Annotated in this window: 16 protein-coding genes; 10 read left to right on the top strand and 6 right to left on the bottom strand. The window is 66.8% G+C overall.

The annotated features are described in order from the left end of the window. Nucleotides 1–97: 97 nt before the first annotated feature. The 7 genes from ACP7AU_RS09660 (at nt 98) to rpoH (ending at nt 7,426) form a co-directional block, all read left to right on the top strand. A complete protein-coding gene (locus ACP7AU_RS09660; protein ID WP_426036783.1) occupies nt 98–1,294 on the top strand; it encodes a phosphoglycerate kinase in 1,197 nt (398 codons plus the stop codon). A gap of 118 nt (nt 1,295–1,412) precedes the next feature. Then, the gene (locus ACP7AU_RS09655; protein ID WP_426036781.1) at nt 1,413–1,979 is read left to right on the top strand and encodes a heme NO-binding domain-containing protein; all 567 of its coding nucleotides are present in this window, start codon (nt 1,413–1,415) and stop codon (nt 1,977–1,979) included. Beyond that, nucleotides 1,976–3,823 (top strand): response regulator, encoded by a 1,848-nt coding sequence (locus ACP7AU_RS09650; protein WP_426051271.1) that lies wholly within the window; start codon nt 1,976–1,978, stop codon nt 3,821–3,823. The genes ACP7AU_RS09655 and ACP7AU_RS09650 overlap by 4 nt, the downstream gene beginning before the upstream one ends. 84 nt (nt 3,824–3,907) lie before the next feature. Beyond that, the gene (fba, locus tag ACP7AU_RS09645; protein WP_426051270.1) at nt 3,908–4,993 is read left to right on the top strand and encodes a class II fructose-bisphosphate aldolase; all 1,086 of its coding nucleotides are present in this window, start codon (nt 3,908–3,910) and stop codon (nt 4,991–4,993) included. A gap of 50 nt (nt 4,994–5,043) precedes the next feature. Beyond that, nucleotides 5,044–6,000, top strand: coding sequence for an RluA family pseudouridine synthase (locus tag ACP7AU_RS09640; protein WP_426036914.1), 957 nt, complete (start codon nt 5,044–5,046; stop codon nt 5,998–6,000). Nucleotides 6,001–6,009: 9 nt separating this feature from the next. Then, a complete protein-coding gene (locus tag ACP7AU_RS09635; RefSeq protein ID WP_426036775.1) occupies nt 6,010–6,315 on the top strand; it encodes a GNAT family N-acetyltransferase in 306 nt (101 codons plus the stop codon). Between the two features lie 223 nt (nt 6,316–6,538). Continuing rightward, a complete protein-coding gene (gene rpoH, locus ACP7AU_RS09630) occupies nt 6,539–7,426 on the top strand; it encodes an RNA polymerase sigma factor RpoH (RefSeq protein WP_303695256.1) in 888 nt (295 codons plus the stop codon). Nucleotides 7,427–7,500: 74 nt separating this feature from the next. Here rpoH and ACP7AU_RS09625 read toward each other — a convergent pair whose 3' ends face one another. From ACP7AU_RS09625 to ACP7AU_RS09605, 5 genes are all read right to left on the bottom strand, one after another. After that, nucleotides 7,501–8,310 (bottom strand): response regulator, encoded by an 810-nt coding sequence (locus ACP7AU_RS09625; protein ID WP_426051269.1) that lies wholly within the window; start codon nt 8,308–8,310, stop codon nt 7,501–7,503. 94 nt (nt 8,311–8,404) lie between these two features. Continuing rightward, a complete protein-coding gene (locus tag ACP7AU_RS09620) occupies nt 8,405–9,700 on the bottom strand; it encodes an adenylosuccinate synthase (protein ID WP_426036770.1) in 1,296 nt (431 codons plus the stop codon). A gap of 80 nt (nt 9,701–9,780) precedes the next feature. Next, complete coding sequence (locus ACP7AU_RS09615; RefSeq protein ID WP_426036768.1) at nt 9,781–10,938, bottom strand: phosphoserine transaminase; 1,158 nt, start codon at nt 10,936–10,938, stop codon at nt 9,781–9,783. Next, nucleotides 10,938–11,861 (bottom strand): J domain-containing protein, encoded by a 924-nt coding sequence (locus ACP7AU_RS09610; RefSeq protein WP_426036766.1) that lies wholly within the window; start codon nt 11,859–11,861, stop codon nt 10,938–10,940. The genes ACP7AU_RS09615 and ACP7AU_RS09610 overlap by 1 nt, the downstream gene beginning before the upstream one ends. A 100-nt stretch (nt 11,862–11,961) precedes the next feature. Continuing rightward, complete coding sequence (locus tag ACP7AU_RS09605; RefSeq protein ID WP_426051268.1) at nt 11,962–13,440, bottom strand: phage tail protein; 1,479 nt, start codon at nt 13,438–13,440, stop codon at nt 11,962–11,964. On the opposite strand from ACP7AU_RS09605, the gene ACP7AU_RS09600 reads away from it, so the two are divergent. The 3 genes from ACP7AU_RS09600 to ACP7AU_RS09590 are packed head-to-tail and all read left to right on the top strand — an operon-like array spanning nt 13,405 to nt 14,412. Beyond that, nucleotides 13,405–13,812 (top strand): phage major tail protein, TP901-1 family, encoded by a 408-nt coding sequence (locus ACP7AU_RS09600; protein ID WP_426051267.1) that lies wholly within the window; start codon nt 13,405–13,407, stop codon nt 13,810–13,812. The two genes, ACP7AU_RS09605 and ACP7AU_RS09600, sit on opposite strands and share 36 nt — an antisense overlap. Continuing rightward, complete coding sequence (locus ACP7AU_RS09595; RefSeq protein WP_426051266.1) at nt 13,809–14,108, top strand: GTA-gp10 family protein; 300 nt, start codon at nt 13,809–13,811, stop codon at nt 14,106–14,108. The genes ACP7AU_RS09600 and ACP7AU_RS09595 overlap by 4 nt, the downstream gene beginning before the upstream one ends. A gap of 19 nt (nt 14,109–14,127) precedes the next feature. After that, nucleotides 14,128–14,412, top strand: a complete 285-nt coding sequence (locus ACP7AU_RS09590; protein WP_426051265.1) for a hypothetical protein — start codon at nt 14,128–14,130, stop codon at nt 14,410–14,412. Here the strand turns inward: ACP7AU_RS09590 and ACP7AU_RS09585 are convergent. Beyond that, nucleotides 14,369–14,821 (bottom strand): HK97 family phage prohead protease, encoded by a 453-nt coding sequence (locus ACP7AU_RS09585; RefSeq protein ID WP_426051305.1) that lies wholly within the window; start codon nt 14,819–14,821, stop codon nt 14,369–14,371. The genes ACP7AU_RS09590 and ACP7AU_RS09585 overlap by 44 nt on opposite strands. Between the last annotated feature and the right edge of the window lies 1 nt (nt 14,822).

The raw sequence follows: 14,822 nt of genomic DNA, 5'->3' as shown, positions 1-14,822 counted from the left end.
CGCCTTCCGTTTCGCGCACCGCTCATGACCCGGGTCATCATGTCTCACGAAAGCACTGGGTCCCCGCTTTCGCGGGGATGAGCGGAGGAGATTTCGAATGACGTTCCGCACCCTCGACGACGCTGGTTCCCTGGTCGGCAAGACCGCCCTTGTCCGCGTGGACTTCAATGTCCCGATGGAGGACGGCAAGGTCACCGATGACACCCGGCTGCGGGTCGCCATCCCAACCATCAACCGGCTGCGCGACGCGGGAGCCAAGGTCGCCCTGCTGGCCCATTTCGACCGGCCGAAGGGCAAGGTCGTGCCGTCCATGAGCCTGAGGCTCGTGGTCGATGATCTGGAGCATCTGCTGGGCGCCCCCGTTCGCTTTGCCAGCGACTGTGTCGGCGACGAGGCCAGGGCCGCCATCGCCGACATCGACGCCGGCGGGGTGATCCTGCTGGAAAACGTCCGATTCCACGCCGGCGAGGAGGCCAACGACCCGGCCTTCTCCGCCCAGCTGGCCGAACTGGCGGACCTGTACGTGAACGACGCCTTCTCCGCCGCCCACCGGGCGCACGCCTCGACGGAGGGTGTCGCCCACCTGCTGCCCGCCTATGCCGGCGAGTCGATGCGGCGTGAGCTGGATGCGCTCGACGCCGCCCTGGGCAATCCCAGGAAGCCCGTCATCGGCATCGTCGGCGGGGCCAAGGTCTCGACCAAGCTGGACCTTTTGAAGAACCTGGTCGGCAAGCTCGACCGGCTCGCCATCGGCGGCGGCATGGCCAACACATTCCTGTTCGCGCAAGGGGTCGACATCGGCGGCTCCCTGGCCGAGCGCGATATGGCCGACACGGCGCTCGAGATCATCGTCGAGGCGAAGGCGCGGGGTTGCGAACTGCTGCTGCCCGTGGACTTCGTGGTCGCCACCGAGGTCAAGCCCGGCGCGGCCGCCCGCCCCGTCGTCGCCGGCCAGCCGCTGTCGGCCGACGACAAGATCCTCGACGCCGGCCCGGCCTCGGTCGCCCGCCTGATCGACGCCATCGACGCCTCGAAGACCCTGATCTGGAACGGTCCGCTGGGCGTTTTCGAAGTCCCGCCCTTCGACGACGCCACGATCGCGGTCGCCCGCCACGTCGCGGCCCGGACCAGGGGCGGACATCTTGTCGCGGTTGGCGGCGGCGGCGACACGGTCGCGGCCCTGCACCACGCAGGCGTGGCCGACGACATGACCTTCGTCTCTACAGCAGGCGGTGCCTTCCTGGAGTGGATGGAGGGCAAGCCCCTGCCGGGGGTCGAGGCGCTGCGCGCCTAGTCCCCGGCCTGCTGCCAACGTCCTGTTGGACGCTTGAAATCATTGGACCTCTTGCTGCGCGTTAAGAGTCTCGTTTCGCATCAGGGGTAGTTCACCTTCGAGTTCGAAGGAGGATTTTATGAAGGGCGTTGTCTTCAACCTGCTGGAGCAATCCGTGCAGCGCGCATTCGGAGCCGACACCTGGGACACGCTGATCGAGAGTGCCGGTGTGTCGGGGGCCTACACCTCGCTCGGCAACTATCCCGATAGCGAGATCGAGGCGCTGGTGACCGCAGCGATGGAGGCACTCTCGCTGGACCGGAACCAGGTGCTGCGCTGGTTCGGCCAAAGCGCCATACCCGTTCTGGCCGAGCTCTATCCAGCCTTCTTTGAAGGTCCCCGCTCGGCGAGCGAGTTCACGGCCGGCGTCAACACCATCATCCACGCCGAGGTCCGCAAGCTGTATCCCGGTGCCGCCTGCCCCTATTTCCGTATGTCGGATGGGACGGATGGCCGGCTTCTCATGGAGTATCTGTCGACCCGCAACATGTGCGCCCTGGCCCAGGGCTTCGTTGAAGGGGCCGCCGTCTGGTATGGCGAAGAGGTCATGTTCGAGCACGCGGCCTGTACCCAGCGCGGTGATCCGCACTGCACGTTCTTGATCAGCTGGAAAGCAGCCCCAGACCTCGGGGTCGCTGCAGCGTGACCATCGTCCCGCAGCGAACCGGGCAGCCCGATCCCGCCATCCAGATCGCGCGGCTGGAACGCCGCTTCGCGCGCGAGCGCGAGGCGCGTCTGGCAGCGGAAGCCATAGCCGAAAGCGGCATTCTGGCCCTGTATCAACAGCAGGAACGCCTGCGGCTCGTCCAGGCCATCGCGACCGCCGCCAATCTCGGCGACGATCCGGCCATCGCATTCGGCGAGGCCTTGCGGGAAGTCTGTGCCTTCACCGGCTGGCCAGTCGGCCACGTCTGCATGTTCGACGACGACGACCCCTCCCGGCTGGTGTCTTCGGGCGTCTGGTACGGTGCCGACGAACCACACCTGGCACCGTTCCGCGAGGCCTCCGCGCATATCACCTTCACCTCCGGCGTAGGCCTGCCCGGCCAGGTGCTGGCGGCAAAGGCGGGAGTCTGGGTCGAGGACGTGACGCTGGAACCGAACTTCCCACGCGCGCTGGCCGCGGGCCGCAGCGGCCTTCGCGGCGGTTTCGCCTTCCCCGCCCTGATCGGCGAGGAGGTGGGTGCGGTGATCGAATTCTTCCAGCGGAGCGCGATCCCCCCCGACCCCGAACTGCTGGATATGATCAACCAGATCGGAGCCCAACTGGGTCGGGTGGTGGAACGCTATCGTAATGCCCGTCGCCTGCGCATCCACAACGCCGAGCTAACGACCCTCTACGCCGAGGCACAGGGGCAAAAGGAGGCCGCGGAGGCCGCCAACCGGGCCAAGTCCAACTTCCTCGCCGTCACCAGCCATGAGGTGCGGACGCCGCTGAACGCGGTGCTGGGCCTGTCCGAGGCGCTGAAACGCGAACCCTTGACGGTGGCTCAGCATGAATTGAACGACGGCGTGCTCGCCTCGGGGCAAATGCTGCTGCGGCTACTGGACGCGGTGCTCGACATGTCGCGTATTGAGGCCAACCAGGCAACGGCCCGGTTGAGCGATTTCGACATCCGCGCGAAGCTTGACGCCATCATCGCCATCTGGACACCGAGGGCGCGGGAGATGGAAGTCAATCTTCGGCTGGACACATCTCGCCTCGACCTCGATCGAATCCGGCAGGACGAGGGCCGGGTCGAACAGACCCTCGTCAACCTGATCTCAAACGCCCTCAAATTCACCCCTGCGGACGCCGAGGTCCGGATCGTCGCCGCCTCCGCGGACAAGCAACTCCGTCTCGAGGTGATCGACGGCGGACCCGGGGTGCCTGAGGCAGATCGGGAGCGGATTTTCGAGGCCTTCGAACAGACCGACTCCGGGCGTGCCGTCGGCGGGGCCGGGCTCGGCCTGTCGATCTGCGTCGGCAATGTGCGGGTGCTGGAGGGACAGATTTGCTCCGACCGCACGGACGACGGACGCAGCCGGTTTTGGTTCAGCTGCCCGGTCGGCGACGCGGCCCCGGCCGAAAATTTGCCCGTAGCCTTCGCGCCGGTCAGGGGCCTGCGCGTGCTCGCCGCCGAGGACAACGCCGGCAACCGTCGGGTGCTGCAGGTCCTGCTGGCGCCCGCGGCCGTCGAGCTGACGCTGGTCGAGAACGGGCTTCAGGCGGTCGAGGCTCTTCGAGCCGGTCGATTCGACCTGATCCTGATGGACGCCAACATGCCGGTGATGGACGGACCCACCGCAGTGCGGCAGATTCGCGCCGAAAACATCGCAGGCGTCTCGGCCGTACATATGCTCACCGCCAACGTCTTCGCCGAGGACATCGAACGCTATCTCGCGGCCGGCGCAGACGGCGTGCTGGGCAAACCGATCCAGCTGCCGCAGCTTTTTGCGGTGCTCGCCGAGTGCCACGATGCGGACCTCGGCCAGCGTCGCATCGTCTGATGCGACCTGTAACACGGCGTGACTTCGCCGCCGTCGCCCGCTAAACCAACCGCAAAATAGACACTGGCTCAGGGGTTTCACACCATGGCGCGCATCACGCTGCGACAGCTTCTCGACCATGCGGCCGAGAACGACTACGGCCTGCCGGCCTACAATATCAACAATATGGAACAGGGCCTGGCGATCATGGAGGCGGCCGAGGCCGTCAACGCGCCGGTCATCATCCAGGCCAGCCGCGGGGCGCGCAGCTACGCCAATGACATCGTTCTGGCCAAGCTGATCGACGCCCTTGCCGAGCTCTATCCGCACATCCCGGTCTGCATGCACCAGGACCACGGCAACGGCCCCGCGACCTGCGCCACCGCCATCCAGTATGGCTTCACCTCGGTGATGATGGACGGCTCGCTGATGGAGGACGGCAAGACGCCCGCCGACTACGACTACAACGTCGACGTCACCCGTCGCGTCACCGAGATGGCCCACGCCTGCGGCGTCTCGGTCGAGGGCGAACTGGGCGTACTCGGCTCGCTGGAGACCGGCATGGGCGAGGCCGAGGATGGTCACGGCTTCGAGGGCAAGCTGGATCACTCCGCCCTGCTGACCGACCCGGATCAGGCGGTCGACTTCGTCAGCCGCACCAAGGTTGATGCGCTCGCCATCGCCATGGGCACCTCGCACGGAGCCTACAAATTCTCGCGCAAGCCCGACGGCGAGGTCTTGGCCATGCATGTGATCGAGGAGATCCACCGCCGCCTGCCCGACACCCACCTGGTCATGCACGGCTCGTCGTCGGTGCCGCAGGACCTGCAGGACATCATCAATCAATACGGCGGCCAGATGCCCCAGACCTGGGGCGTTCCGGTCGAGGAAATCCAGCGCGGCATCAAGCACGGCGTGCGCAAGATCAACATCGACACCGACAATCGCATGGCCATGACCGGCGCGGTGCGGAAGATCCTGATGGAAAAGCCGGGCGAGTTCGATCCGCGCGCCTGGCTGAAGCCGGCCAAGGAGGCGATGCGCAAGCTCTGCATCGAACGCTACCAGCAGTTCGGCTGCGAGGGGCAGGCCTCGTCGATCCGACCGATGTCCACCGCCCAGATGGCCAAACGATACGCCAAGGGCGACCTTGACCCGGTCTATGGCCGCGAGCTGAAGGCGGCGTCCTGAACGATCCGCTCGAAGACACCGATCCGGACGATACGTCCGGCGGCGAGACTCTGACTGTCGCAGTGACGGTCCCCGGCCAGCGCCTCGACAAGGCGCTGGCCGACGTCGTTACCCATCTGTCGCGCGCCCGGATCCAGGCCCTGATCGCAGACGGTGCGATCAGCCTGAACGGAGTGGTCCTGACTAACGGCTCGTCAAAGGCCTCAGCCGGGACCTATGCCATCGCTGTCCCTCCGGTCGCCTCGGCCACGCCCCTGCCCCAGGCGATTCCTCTGACCGTCCTCTATGAGGACGCCGACCTGATCGTCATTGACAAGCCTGCGGGCATGGCCGCCCATCCGGCTCCCGGCACACCGGACGGCACCCTGGTCAATGCCCTGCTGCATCACTGCGGCGACAGCCTGTCCGGCATCGGCGGCGTCGCTCGCCCCGGCATCGTTCATCGGCTGGACAAGGACACCTCCGGCGTGATGGTCGCCGCCAAGTCCGACCGCGCCCATGCGGGATTGTCCAAACTGTTCGCCGCCCACGACATCGAACGGACCTACATCGCCTTGACGCGCGGCGCCCCGTCGCCGGAGCACGGTCGGATCGAGACCCAGATCGGGCGCTCGTCCTCGGATCGGAAGAAGATGGCGGTGCTGAAGGCCGGCGGGCGAAACGCCGTCACCGACTATGTCGTTCAGGCTCGCTACGGCTTGCCGGCGAAGGCGGGGTCCGCACCTCAGGCCGGGCGTGTCGCCTGCACTCTGCATACCGGCCGGACCCACCAGATCCGGGTGCATCTGGCCTCGAAGGGTTCGCCGATTCTGGGAGACGCCGTCTACGGATCGGGCAGCCCCGCCGCCGCCGTGAAGGCCGCCATCATCGAAGCCGGCCTGATGCGCCAAGCCCTGCACGCTGCCGTCCTTGGCTTCGTCCATCCGGTAACAGGGGAGGCGTTGCGATTCGAGACGGCGCTCCCACCTGATATGCAGGCGCTCGGGACCCTGCTCGCCGCGCTTTAGAGGCCCGTCATGACCGACGCTCAAATCCGCGACAACGTCGAACAGCACCGCTATGAGCTGCCGGTCGGCGATCAGGTGGCGATGGTGACCTACAACCTGTCCGAACCCAATCTGATGATCACCGAAACACTAGTGCCCCAGGCGCTGGAGGGTCAGGGCATCGCCAGCCGCCTGGCCAAACACGTCATCGCCGACGCCACGGAGCGCGGCCTGCTGATCCTGCCGGTCTGCCCGTTTTTCTCGGCTTATTTCCAGAAACACCCGGAACTCGCCCAGGTTGTTCACCCCCGATATCGCGACATTCTGGGCATCTAAACGCCGTCGCGAAAGTAAGTCTTGATAGAAGATGCACTACCCGCTATACCCCTCGTCATGGACGCAAGTGGCGCCAGGGTCACGGTCACGCTGTGGTGTGACGATCCGCCTCCGACAAAGGAGGCAACCCATAGCTACTTGTCATGTTGAGGGGTGAGGAGACGGCGCACATTCGGTGGCCGTCTGCGCTGAGCCTGCTCTTATCTAGGTTCGGAGGGACCAAATGGCTGCACTGAAATCACTCGCGGTGATGTCGCCTGAACAGGGACTGTCGCGATATCTGACGGAAATCCGCAAGTTTCCGATGCTCACCAAGGACGAGGAGTTCATGCTCGCCAAGCGGTGGACCGAGCATCAGGACTCCGAGAGCGCGCACCGCCTCGTCACATCCCACCTGCGCCTCGTGGCCAAGATCGCCATGGGCTATCGCGGCTACGGCCTGCCAATCGGCGAGGTGATTTCCGAGGGCAACGTCGGCCTGATGCAGGCCGTCAAGAAATTCGATCCCGACAAGGGTTTCCGCCTAGCGACCTACGCCATGTGGTGGATTCGCGCCTCGATCCAGGAATACATCCTGCGTAGCTGGTCGCTCGTGAAGATGGGCACCACTGCGGCTCAGAAGAAGCTGTTCTTCAACCTGCGCAAGGCCAAGAGCCAGATCTCGGCCTTCGAGGAAGGCGACCTGCATCCGGAACACCTCTCCGCCATCGCCACCAAGCTGGGCGTGTCGGAGGAAGAGGTCACCAACATGAACCGCCGTCTCGGCGGCGATGCCTCGCTGAACGCACCCCTGCGCGTAGATGGCGAGAGCGAGTGGCAGGACTGGCTGTCGGACGACAACGCGGTGTCTCAAGAGACGGCTCTGGCCGACTCTGAGGAGAAGTCGTTGCGAATGGGCCTGCTTCAGGAAGCCATGGGCGAGCTGACCGATCGCGAGAAGCACATCCTGACCGAGCGTCGCCTCAAGGACGATCCGGTCACCTTGGAAGAGCTGGCCGGCCAGTACGGCGTCTCCCGCGAGCGCGTGCGTCAGATCGAGGTCCGCGCCTTCGAGAAACTTCAGAAGGCCATGCGCGCGGCAGCCGAGGAACGGAACCTCGTCGACGCATAGCGCGCTTAACGCGGGCGCAAGAAAACAGGCGCACGAGAGCCTCGCGCGCCTGTTTTGCCATTCGATTTTGAGAGTTAGCCGGCTCGGGTTAATTCCGTGCCCGGCTCGGCCAGGGCGAGGATCGCTCCGATCGGTCCGGCCAGACCGGCCTTGGTCGGAGCGCCCGCGGCGAGACAGCCCTCAAGCCCGGCGGCGGCCACCGCCAGCCGCGTATCGGATGTCTTCATCGCCAATGCCTTGAGCGTCTCCGCCTGCTGTTTGACGGCGCGCACCGCTTGCATCGGATCGCTGTCGAACTGAGCCAGCGACGCCGCCAGAATACGCAGCGCCTGATCCTTGACCGCCAAGGCGGCTCCAGCGGCCGTCGTCGGCTTGTCGGCCTTGCGCTTCTGGGGCCCCGCATACTCCCCCGAATTGAACCGGCGCCGGTCCGGCCCGACGTAACCGACCGCCTCGATCCAGTCGCGTGGCTTCAGCGCCACGTTCTCGACACGCCGGAACAGATCAGCAGAGGTGAAGGGCTTTCTGAGGAATTCGTGGATGCCGGAATCGCGGGCGCCCTTGATCGAGGACGCCGTCGCATCAGCGGTCATCATGATGATCGGCGCCCGACGGCAGCCCAGATTGGAGCGGCGAATACTTTTCGCCAGACGTTCGCCATCCAGCCTCGCGCCCGAGCGCTCGGTGAAGATCAGGCCCGGCTCCATCTCGCGCGCATGGTCCAGAACGCGGTGCTCGTCGGACTCCGTCACAACCTCGCGCGCGCCCAGACTCTTCATGATGTCCAGCAGCAGCCGCGCCGACGCCAGGTTCGGGTCGGCGATCAACACCCGTCGAACGACCGGCTCAATGCGGTTCAAGGTTTTGGCGTCGGCTGCGAACACTAGGCAACTCCGGGGAGGTCAGCATTGTGGCTAACTGCCGCCGGTTAAGACCGCGTTGAAAGCGAACGGATTTTCGACCCGTTCTTTCTCTCGCTCAGCCCTGGAAGGGGTCCCGCATCAGGATGGTGTCGTCCCTCTCCGGGCTGGTCGACAACAGGGCCACAGGCGCACCGATCAGTTCCTCGATTCGCCGCACATACTTAATGGCGTTGGCGTTGATGTCCTTGAAGCTGCGGGTTCCAGCCGTGCTCTCGCTCCAGCCCGGCAGTTCCTCGAACACCGGCTCGGCCGCCGCCTGGTCCTTCAGGCTGGACGGCAGATAGTCCAGCACTTCGCCGTTCACCCGGTAGCCGACGCAGATTTTGAGCGTTTCCAGCCCGTCCAGCACGTCCAGCTTGGTCAAGGCGATGCCATCGATGCCGTTGATCGCTACCGACTGGCGCACCAGCACAGCGTCGAACCAACCGCATCGCCGCGCCCGGCCGGTATTCACCCCGACCTCGCGCCCCACGGTGGCCAGATGTTCGCCCACCGCATCGTTCAGCTCGCAGGCGAACGGGCCCTCGCCGACGCGGGTGGTGTAGGCCTTGACTATCCCCAGGACATAGCCGACGCCGCGCGGCCCTATGCCCGACCCCGCCGCCGCCTGTCCGGCCACGGTGTTGGAGCTCGTGACATAGGGGTAGGTGCCGTGGTCGACGTCTAGAAATGCGCCCTGCGCGCCTTCGAACAGGATCCGCTTGCCGGCCTTCTGCGCCTGATCCAGCACCCGCCAGGCCGGCTTCACATAGGGCAGGATCTTCGGCGCGATCTCCAGAAGTTGAGCCAGAAGTGCCTGCGGATTGATCGGCTCCAGCCCCAGACCGGCGCGCAGCGGATCATGGTGCGACCTCAGGCGCTCGATCTTGACCTTCAGATCGTCTTCGTTGGCCAAGTCGCAGACCCGGATCGCGCGCCGCCCCACCTTGTCTTCGTATGCGGGGCCAATGCCGCGTCCCGTGGTGCCGATTTTTGCCCCGGGCGCGCTCGCCGCCGCCTCGCGCGCCACGTCCAGCGCCGGATGGATGGGCAGGATCAGACAGGCGTTGTCGGCGATCGTCAGGATTTCGGGATTTATGGTGACGCCCTGGGCCTCGATCTTCGCGATCTCCCCGACCAGATGCCAGGGATCGACGACCACGCCGTTGCCGATGATCGACGGCTTGCCCTGCACCACGCCGCTCGGGAGCAAGGCGAGCTTGTAGACCTTGCCGTCCACGACCAGCGTATGGCCGGCATTATGGCCGCCCTGGAACCGCACAATGATGTCGGCCCTGTTCGACAGCCAGTCGACGATCTTGCCCTTGCCCTCGTCGCCCCACTGGGCTCCGACCACCGCTACGTTCGCCAAGGTTTTCGTCTCCGCCTGATGCGGGCGCAGCCTATAGCGGGGGAATCGGGGAATGTCGTCCCGACCGGGACGAATTCGGCTCAGAGTTCGCGGACAGCCGTCTCGAACGCCCAGTCCAGCCACGGGGTGGCGGCGACGATGTCGTCGGCCTCAACCGTGCAGCCGCACCAGATGCGTAGGCCGGCTGGCGCATTGCGGTGGCTCTCGACATCGAACGCGGCCTGTTCGGCCTCCAGCAGCGTCTTCATCCGCTTGACGAAACCCTGCCGTCCCGCGTCGTCCAGCGCCCTGACGCGCGGATCGACGATCTTAAGGCACACCGAGGTCGTCGAGCGGATCGCGGCATCCTCAGCCAGGTAGTCGATCCAGTCGGTATGTTCGACCCAGTCGTTCAGCGCCGCCGCGTTCGCATCCGTCCGCCGGATCAGTTCCGCCAGGCCGCCTGCGCCCTTCGCCCACTCCAAAGCATCGATCCAGTCTTCCAGCGTCCACACCGAGAAGGTGTTCAGCATCGTGCCGGTGGCCAGGCTCCGGTCGAAGCCCTTGCCGTCACGCAAGCGCAGCACCTTGGGGACTGCACGCGGGGGCTCATAAGCGTCCAGGCGGGCCACGGCGCGGGGCGATAGCGCAGCCACCCCGATGCCCGCCTCGCCGCCCAACGCCTTCTGGAAGGAGAAGGTCACAACATCCAGCTTTTCGAAATCCATCGGCATGGCGAAGGCCGCCGATGTCGCGTCGCAGACTACGATCCCTTGGCGGTCGTCGGAGATCCAGTCCACGCCCGGCGTCTTTACGCCCGAGGTCGTGCCGTTCCAGGGGAAGACCAGATCCTTCGTCGGATCGACCTTCGACACATCCGGGAACCGACCCCAAGGCGCCTCGAGGATCTCAAGCTGGTCGAGCTTCAGGTGATCCCTGGCATCGACAGCCCACTGCTTCCCGAAATTCTCGAAGGCCATCACCTGCACGGGCCGCTGGCCCAGCATGTTCCACATGGCGGCTTCGACCGCCCCGGTATCCGACCCCGGCAGATAGGCCAGCACCCAGTCCTGCGGGATTTCCAAAACCTCCTTGGTCAGTCGCAGGCCATAGGCGAACCGCTCAACCACCTCCGGCGAGCGGATGCCCCGCCCCAGCAGGTCGTGCGGCAAGGCCTGCGACGACCATCCCGGGCGTTTCGCGGTCGGCCCCGCCGCGAACCAGGGCCGCGCGGGTTTAATGTTCGGCTTGGACATCATCAGCTCTTGCCCGGCTTGTAGGGACGGTTGGCGCGCCAATCTTCGGCCACCCGGTGCAGAATCGGATCGATCACATCCGGCAGGGTTACGATCAGTCGCGCCTTCAGGTCGCCCCGCGCCCCGCCGGCGAAGGCGCCCCGGCCCTTGAGACGAAGCGTCTGTCCGGAGTTCGCCCCGGTCGGCACGGTCACCGAGACGGCCCCGTCCGGCGTCTGGCACTCGACCTTGCCGCCCAGGATCGCATCGGGGACCGAGATCGCCAGGTCCATGGTCAGATCCGCACCCTCGACCTTGAATACCGGATGCGGCGCGATCCGTAGCTCGATCAGGGCGTCGCCCGGCTCGGTCCTGCCAGGCGTTCCCTGGCCGCGCAGCCGGATCGTCTGCCCGTTGGTCGCCCCCTTGGGAATGGTGACGTCCAGCGTCCGGCCGTCCGAGAATTGGATCCGCCGCGTCGCCCCGCCGATGGAGTCCTCCAGGCTGATCTCCAGCGTCGCCCGAACGTCCTGCCCACGACCGAAGCCGGCAGCCCGCCCCCGACCGCCTCCGCCGAACCGGCCGAAGATGTCGTCCAGATCCAGATCCTCGAACGCCGCGCGACCGCCTGGCCCTCCGCCCGCGCCGAAGCCGCCGAAACCGCCGGTCCCCATACCCGCGCCGCCACCCGGCTGTCCGCCGCTGTAGCCTCGATACTGGGGCTGGCCGTCGGCGTCGATCTGGCCGGTGTCGTATTTCGATTTCGTGTCGGGATCGCTCAGAATGTCGAACGCGGCGGAGACGCGCTTGAACCGTTCCTCGGTCGCCTTGTCACCACGATTCTTGTCCGGGTGCAATTCCTTGGCCAGTTTGCGGAACGCGGCTTTGATGTCGGCGGCGCTCGCCCCCCTGGACACACCCAGTTCCTTGTAGGGATCACCCGCCACGCCGTTCGCCGCTCCGTCACGCTTCGTCGAATCCGGCTCGCGCGTCGCGACCGACCTTCGTCTCGTCAGTTAAGGCATGCGGTGTGCGGCGCAATGCTTTTCAGACGATCAGCGGCGCCTGCGCCTCGACGCCCCACCCGAAACCGGGCCCGTATTGCGCCACCGCCACGACAGCATCCGGCCCGCCGCCGCCGGGGAAATCTTCGGCCATGTCCTCCACAGCATAGAGGAACGACGTCTCCTCCACCTCGAACGTCCCCCGCGGCATGCCGCCGTCAAGGATGCGCACCCGGAACCGGCGCGGATCGACTTCGGCTGGCTCCTGGTCCCATACGTCACCGATCCGGACCCTTGGAGCCCATGACAGTCGCCGTCCGCCGCCCTCCTCCACGACCCTCAGGACTGGACTCCACGGCCTCGCGTGCAGTCGCATCGGCGTGCAGATAGCATCGACGAACCCGAGCCCGCCCGGGGCCCGCCCGTTCGGCCCAACCCGCGCGAGCCGCGCAAGACCGCGTTCCCCCGTCGCCGTCTCGAACCGTCCCGCTCGGGGGTCCAGCAGCACCACGATCGCGCCTTCGGGCGACGCCGCCGCCATCTCTCCTTCCGTCCCTTGCTGCCCTCGCAGCAATCCGCTCAGTCGCCAGATACCGGCGCCCAACAGGGCCGCCTGCCGATAATGCACGATCTCCCACCCCGCCGCCGTCTCCACGGCAGCCAGATTCGCCCCGCCCAGCACCGCGCTCTCCGACAGACTGGCCGGGGCCGCACCCTCCAGCCGCACCACCACGGCGTTCGCTTCGTCCCAGCGATGCAGCACGCCGGGCGTCAGCGTCTGTGTCAGCCGCCCCACTGTCGCAGGCGCCCCGACCGTTCCTCTGGCGGTCAGGGTCTCCGCATTCTCCCCGACATGCACCGTCATCGGCCGCCATGGTTCGCAAGCCACTGCCGCAATCAGCCGATCGTCCGGCTCCGCGCCCGGCAGGGGCGGCAAGTCAAGGATCCGAACGAACGGGGCTCCCGCCGGCGCGATACCCGACCCTCGCCGCCACACAACCGGCTCGGTACCGACGCCCTCACCATCGCGTCTCGCCAAAATCGCCGTCGGCGTCTCGTCCAGCGTCACCCGCTCGGCCCGCCAAATACCCGTCTCACGCTCGACCGCAACCGTGTCTCCGGCCTCAAGCCGCAGCGCCTCCAGCGGCCCCAGGGCGACCGTCAACCGATCTTCGCCCTCGCCCTTGAGCAGCCGTCGGGCCAAGGCCTTCGCCAGCCCCACGCCACAGACGGCCGGCAAGTCGGCATCCACACTGCCTCCGTCACCCTCGCCCCGCACCACCGTCGCGCCGGTCTGATAGTCCGCGCCCTCGTCGATGAAACGGATTCGCGCCATGGCCGGCAGGGCCTTCAGTGATCGTATCCGCACCGGTCCCGCGCGTCCGTCCGTCAATCCCAGATCAGCCGGCGCCAGTGTTCCGCCGGCTCCTTCGACCCCAATCAGCGACACCCGTCCGCCCCGCTCACAGGCTTGCATGTCGAACGCGTGCAACAGTGGCTCAAGCGCGTCGCGTGTGCGCATCGGCCGGTCGGTCACATATTCTCGACAGTGGCGGGACTGAGGGCGCGGACAATCTCGCTGAACGCAAGGACTGTGGATGCGACAGACGCGGACAGCGCCGGCCGCTGGCGAGAGCTGCTGGGCGGCGCCGGGGTCAAGTCCGCGGCGGTGTCGGGCCAGGGGATCTTCCGCGACGCGGCGTCCGACGCCCTGATCCGCGAGGCCTTCTTTGACCAGAGGCTGAAGGCATGGCGGCTGGTGGTGCCGGATTTCGGGACGCTTGAGGGGCCGTTCCTTGTTTCGGCGCTGGAATACGCGGGCGACCACGAAGGCGAGGCGACGTTCGCGATCAGCCTGGCCAGCGCCGGGGCGGTCGGGTTCTCGGCCGCATGATCGGGGTGAACAAGGTGCGTGGCGAGGCGGTCGCGGTGCTGGCGGGGGCTGAGCGGCGGCTGTGCCTGACATTGGGGGCGCTGGCCGAGATCGAGACAGCGCTGGACGTGTCGGGCATCGCCGGATTGGCGGAACGGATGAGGGCCTTGTCGGCGCGGGATCTGATGGCGGTGCTCGCGGCCCTGTTGCGGGGCGGCGGCGAAGGCGGGCTGGCCGGCGATCTGGACCGGGCAGCGATCGACCCGGTGGAGGCGGCCGAGGCCGTCGCCCTCGCCTTCACGGCCGCGCGTGGTTGAGGCGACGCCCTGGTCGGCCATGCTGCGGACCTCCATGGCGAACGTCGGCGACGGCCAGCCGATGTCCGTAGCCTTCGGTCGCCGTCCGATCAATCTCGCCGGCAAGGCCCCGCTCCAGGCTAACAACATGAATCTGTTTGAGATCACCGACGCCGCGACCGTGGCCGACATCGTCTCTGGCGCCCGTCGCTCGACCTCGATGCGCTGGACCTACCTGGCGGAGGCCGGCCCCACGACCGCGTGGTTCGCGCTCGGCGGCGTCACCCGCGCCCTGACCTGGATCGATTGTATGGGCCGACGCTAGCCACCTGAAACCGCGCGCCCGGCAGCATCGGGAACGTCACCAACGACACCTCCCAAAGCTCCACCCCCGACAGCACTCTCAACCGCCTGTGCCTGCGAGCCTTCGCCGCCCGGAACCCGATCGACAGCCCGTCCAGCGCTCCCGCCCGGCTCAAGGCCTGGGCATAGCGCGCCTCCGCCGACCAGTCGGCGATCCGGCCCCGAACAAACAGGCCCCGATCGTCCTCGACGATCTCGTCCCAGACCCCGATCACGGCCCGGCTCTCGTGCTGGTGCAGCATCCGCACCCCGCTTGCCCCGGTCCGCGTCAGGCTGTCGGCGAAGGCGCCCTTCGCCACCACATCCCCGGTCGGATCCGCCACGCCCCACAGGGACGCGTAGCCCTGGATCGCCAATCCCGCCTGGACCAGT

Source organism: Brevundimonas sp. SL161 (assembly GCF_049896985.1).
Taxonomy (GTDB): Bacteria; Pseudomonadota; Alphaproteobacteria; order Caulobacterales; family Caulobacteraceae; genus Brevundimonas.
Note: the sequence above shows the minus strand (reverse complement) of the source record. Positions and strands in the feature narration are given on the sequence as shown.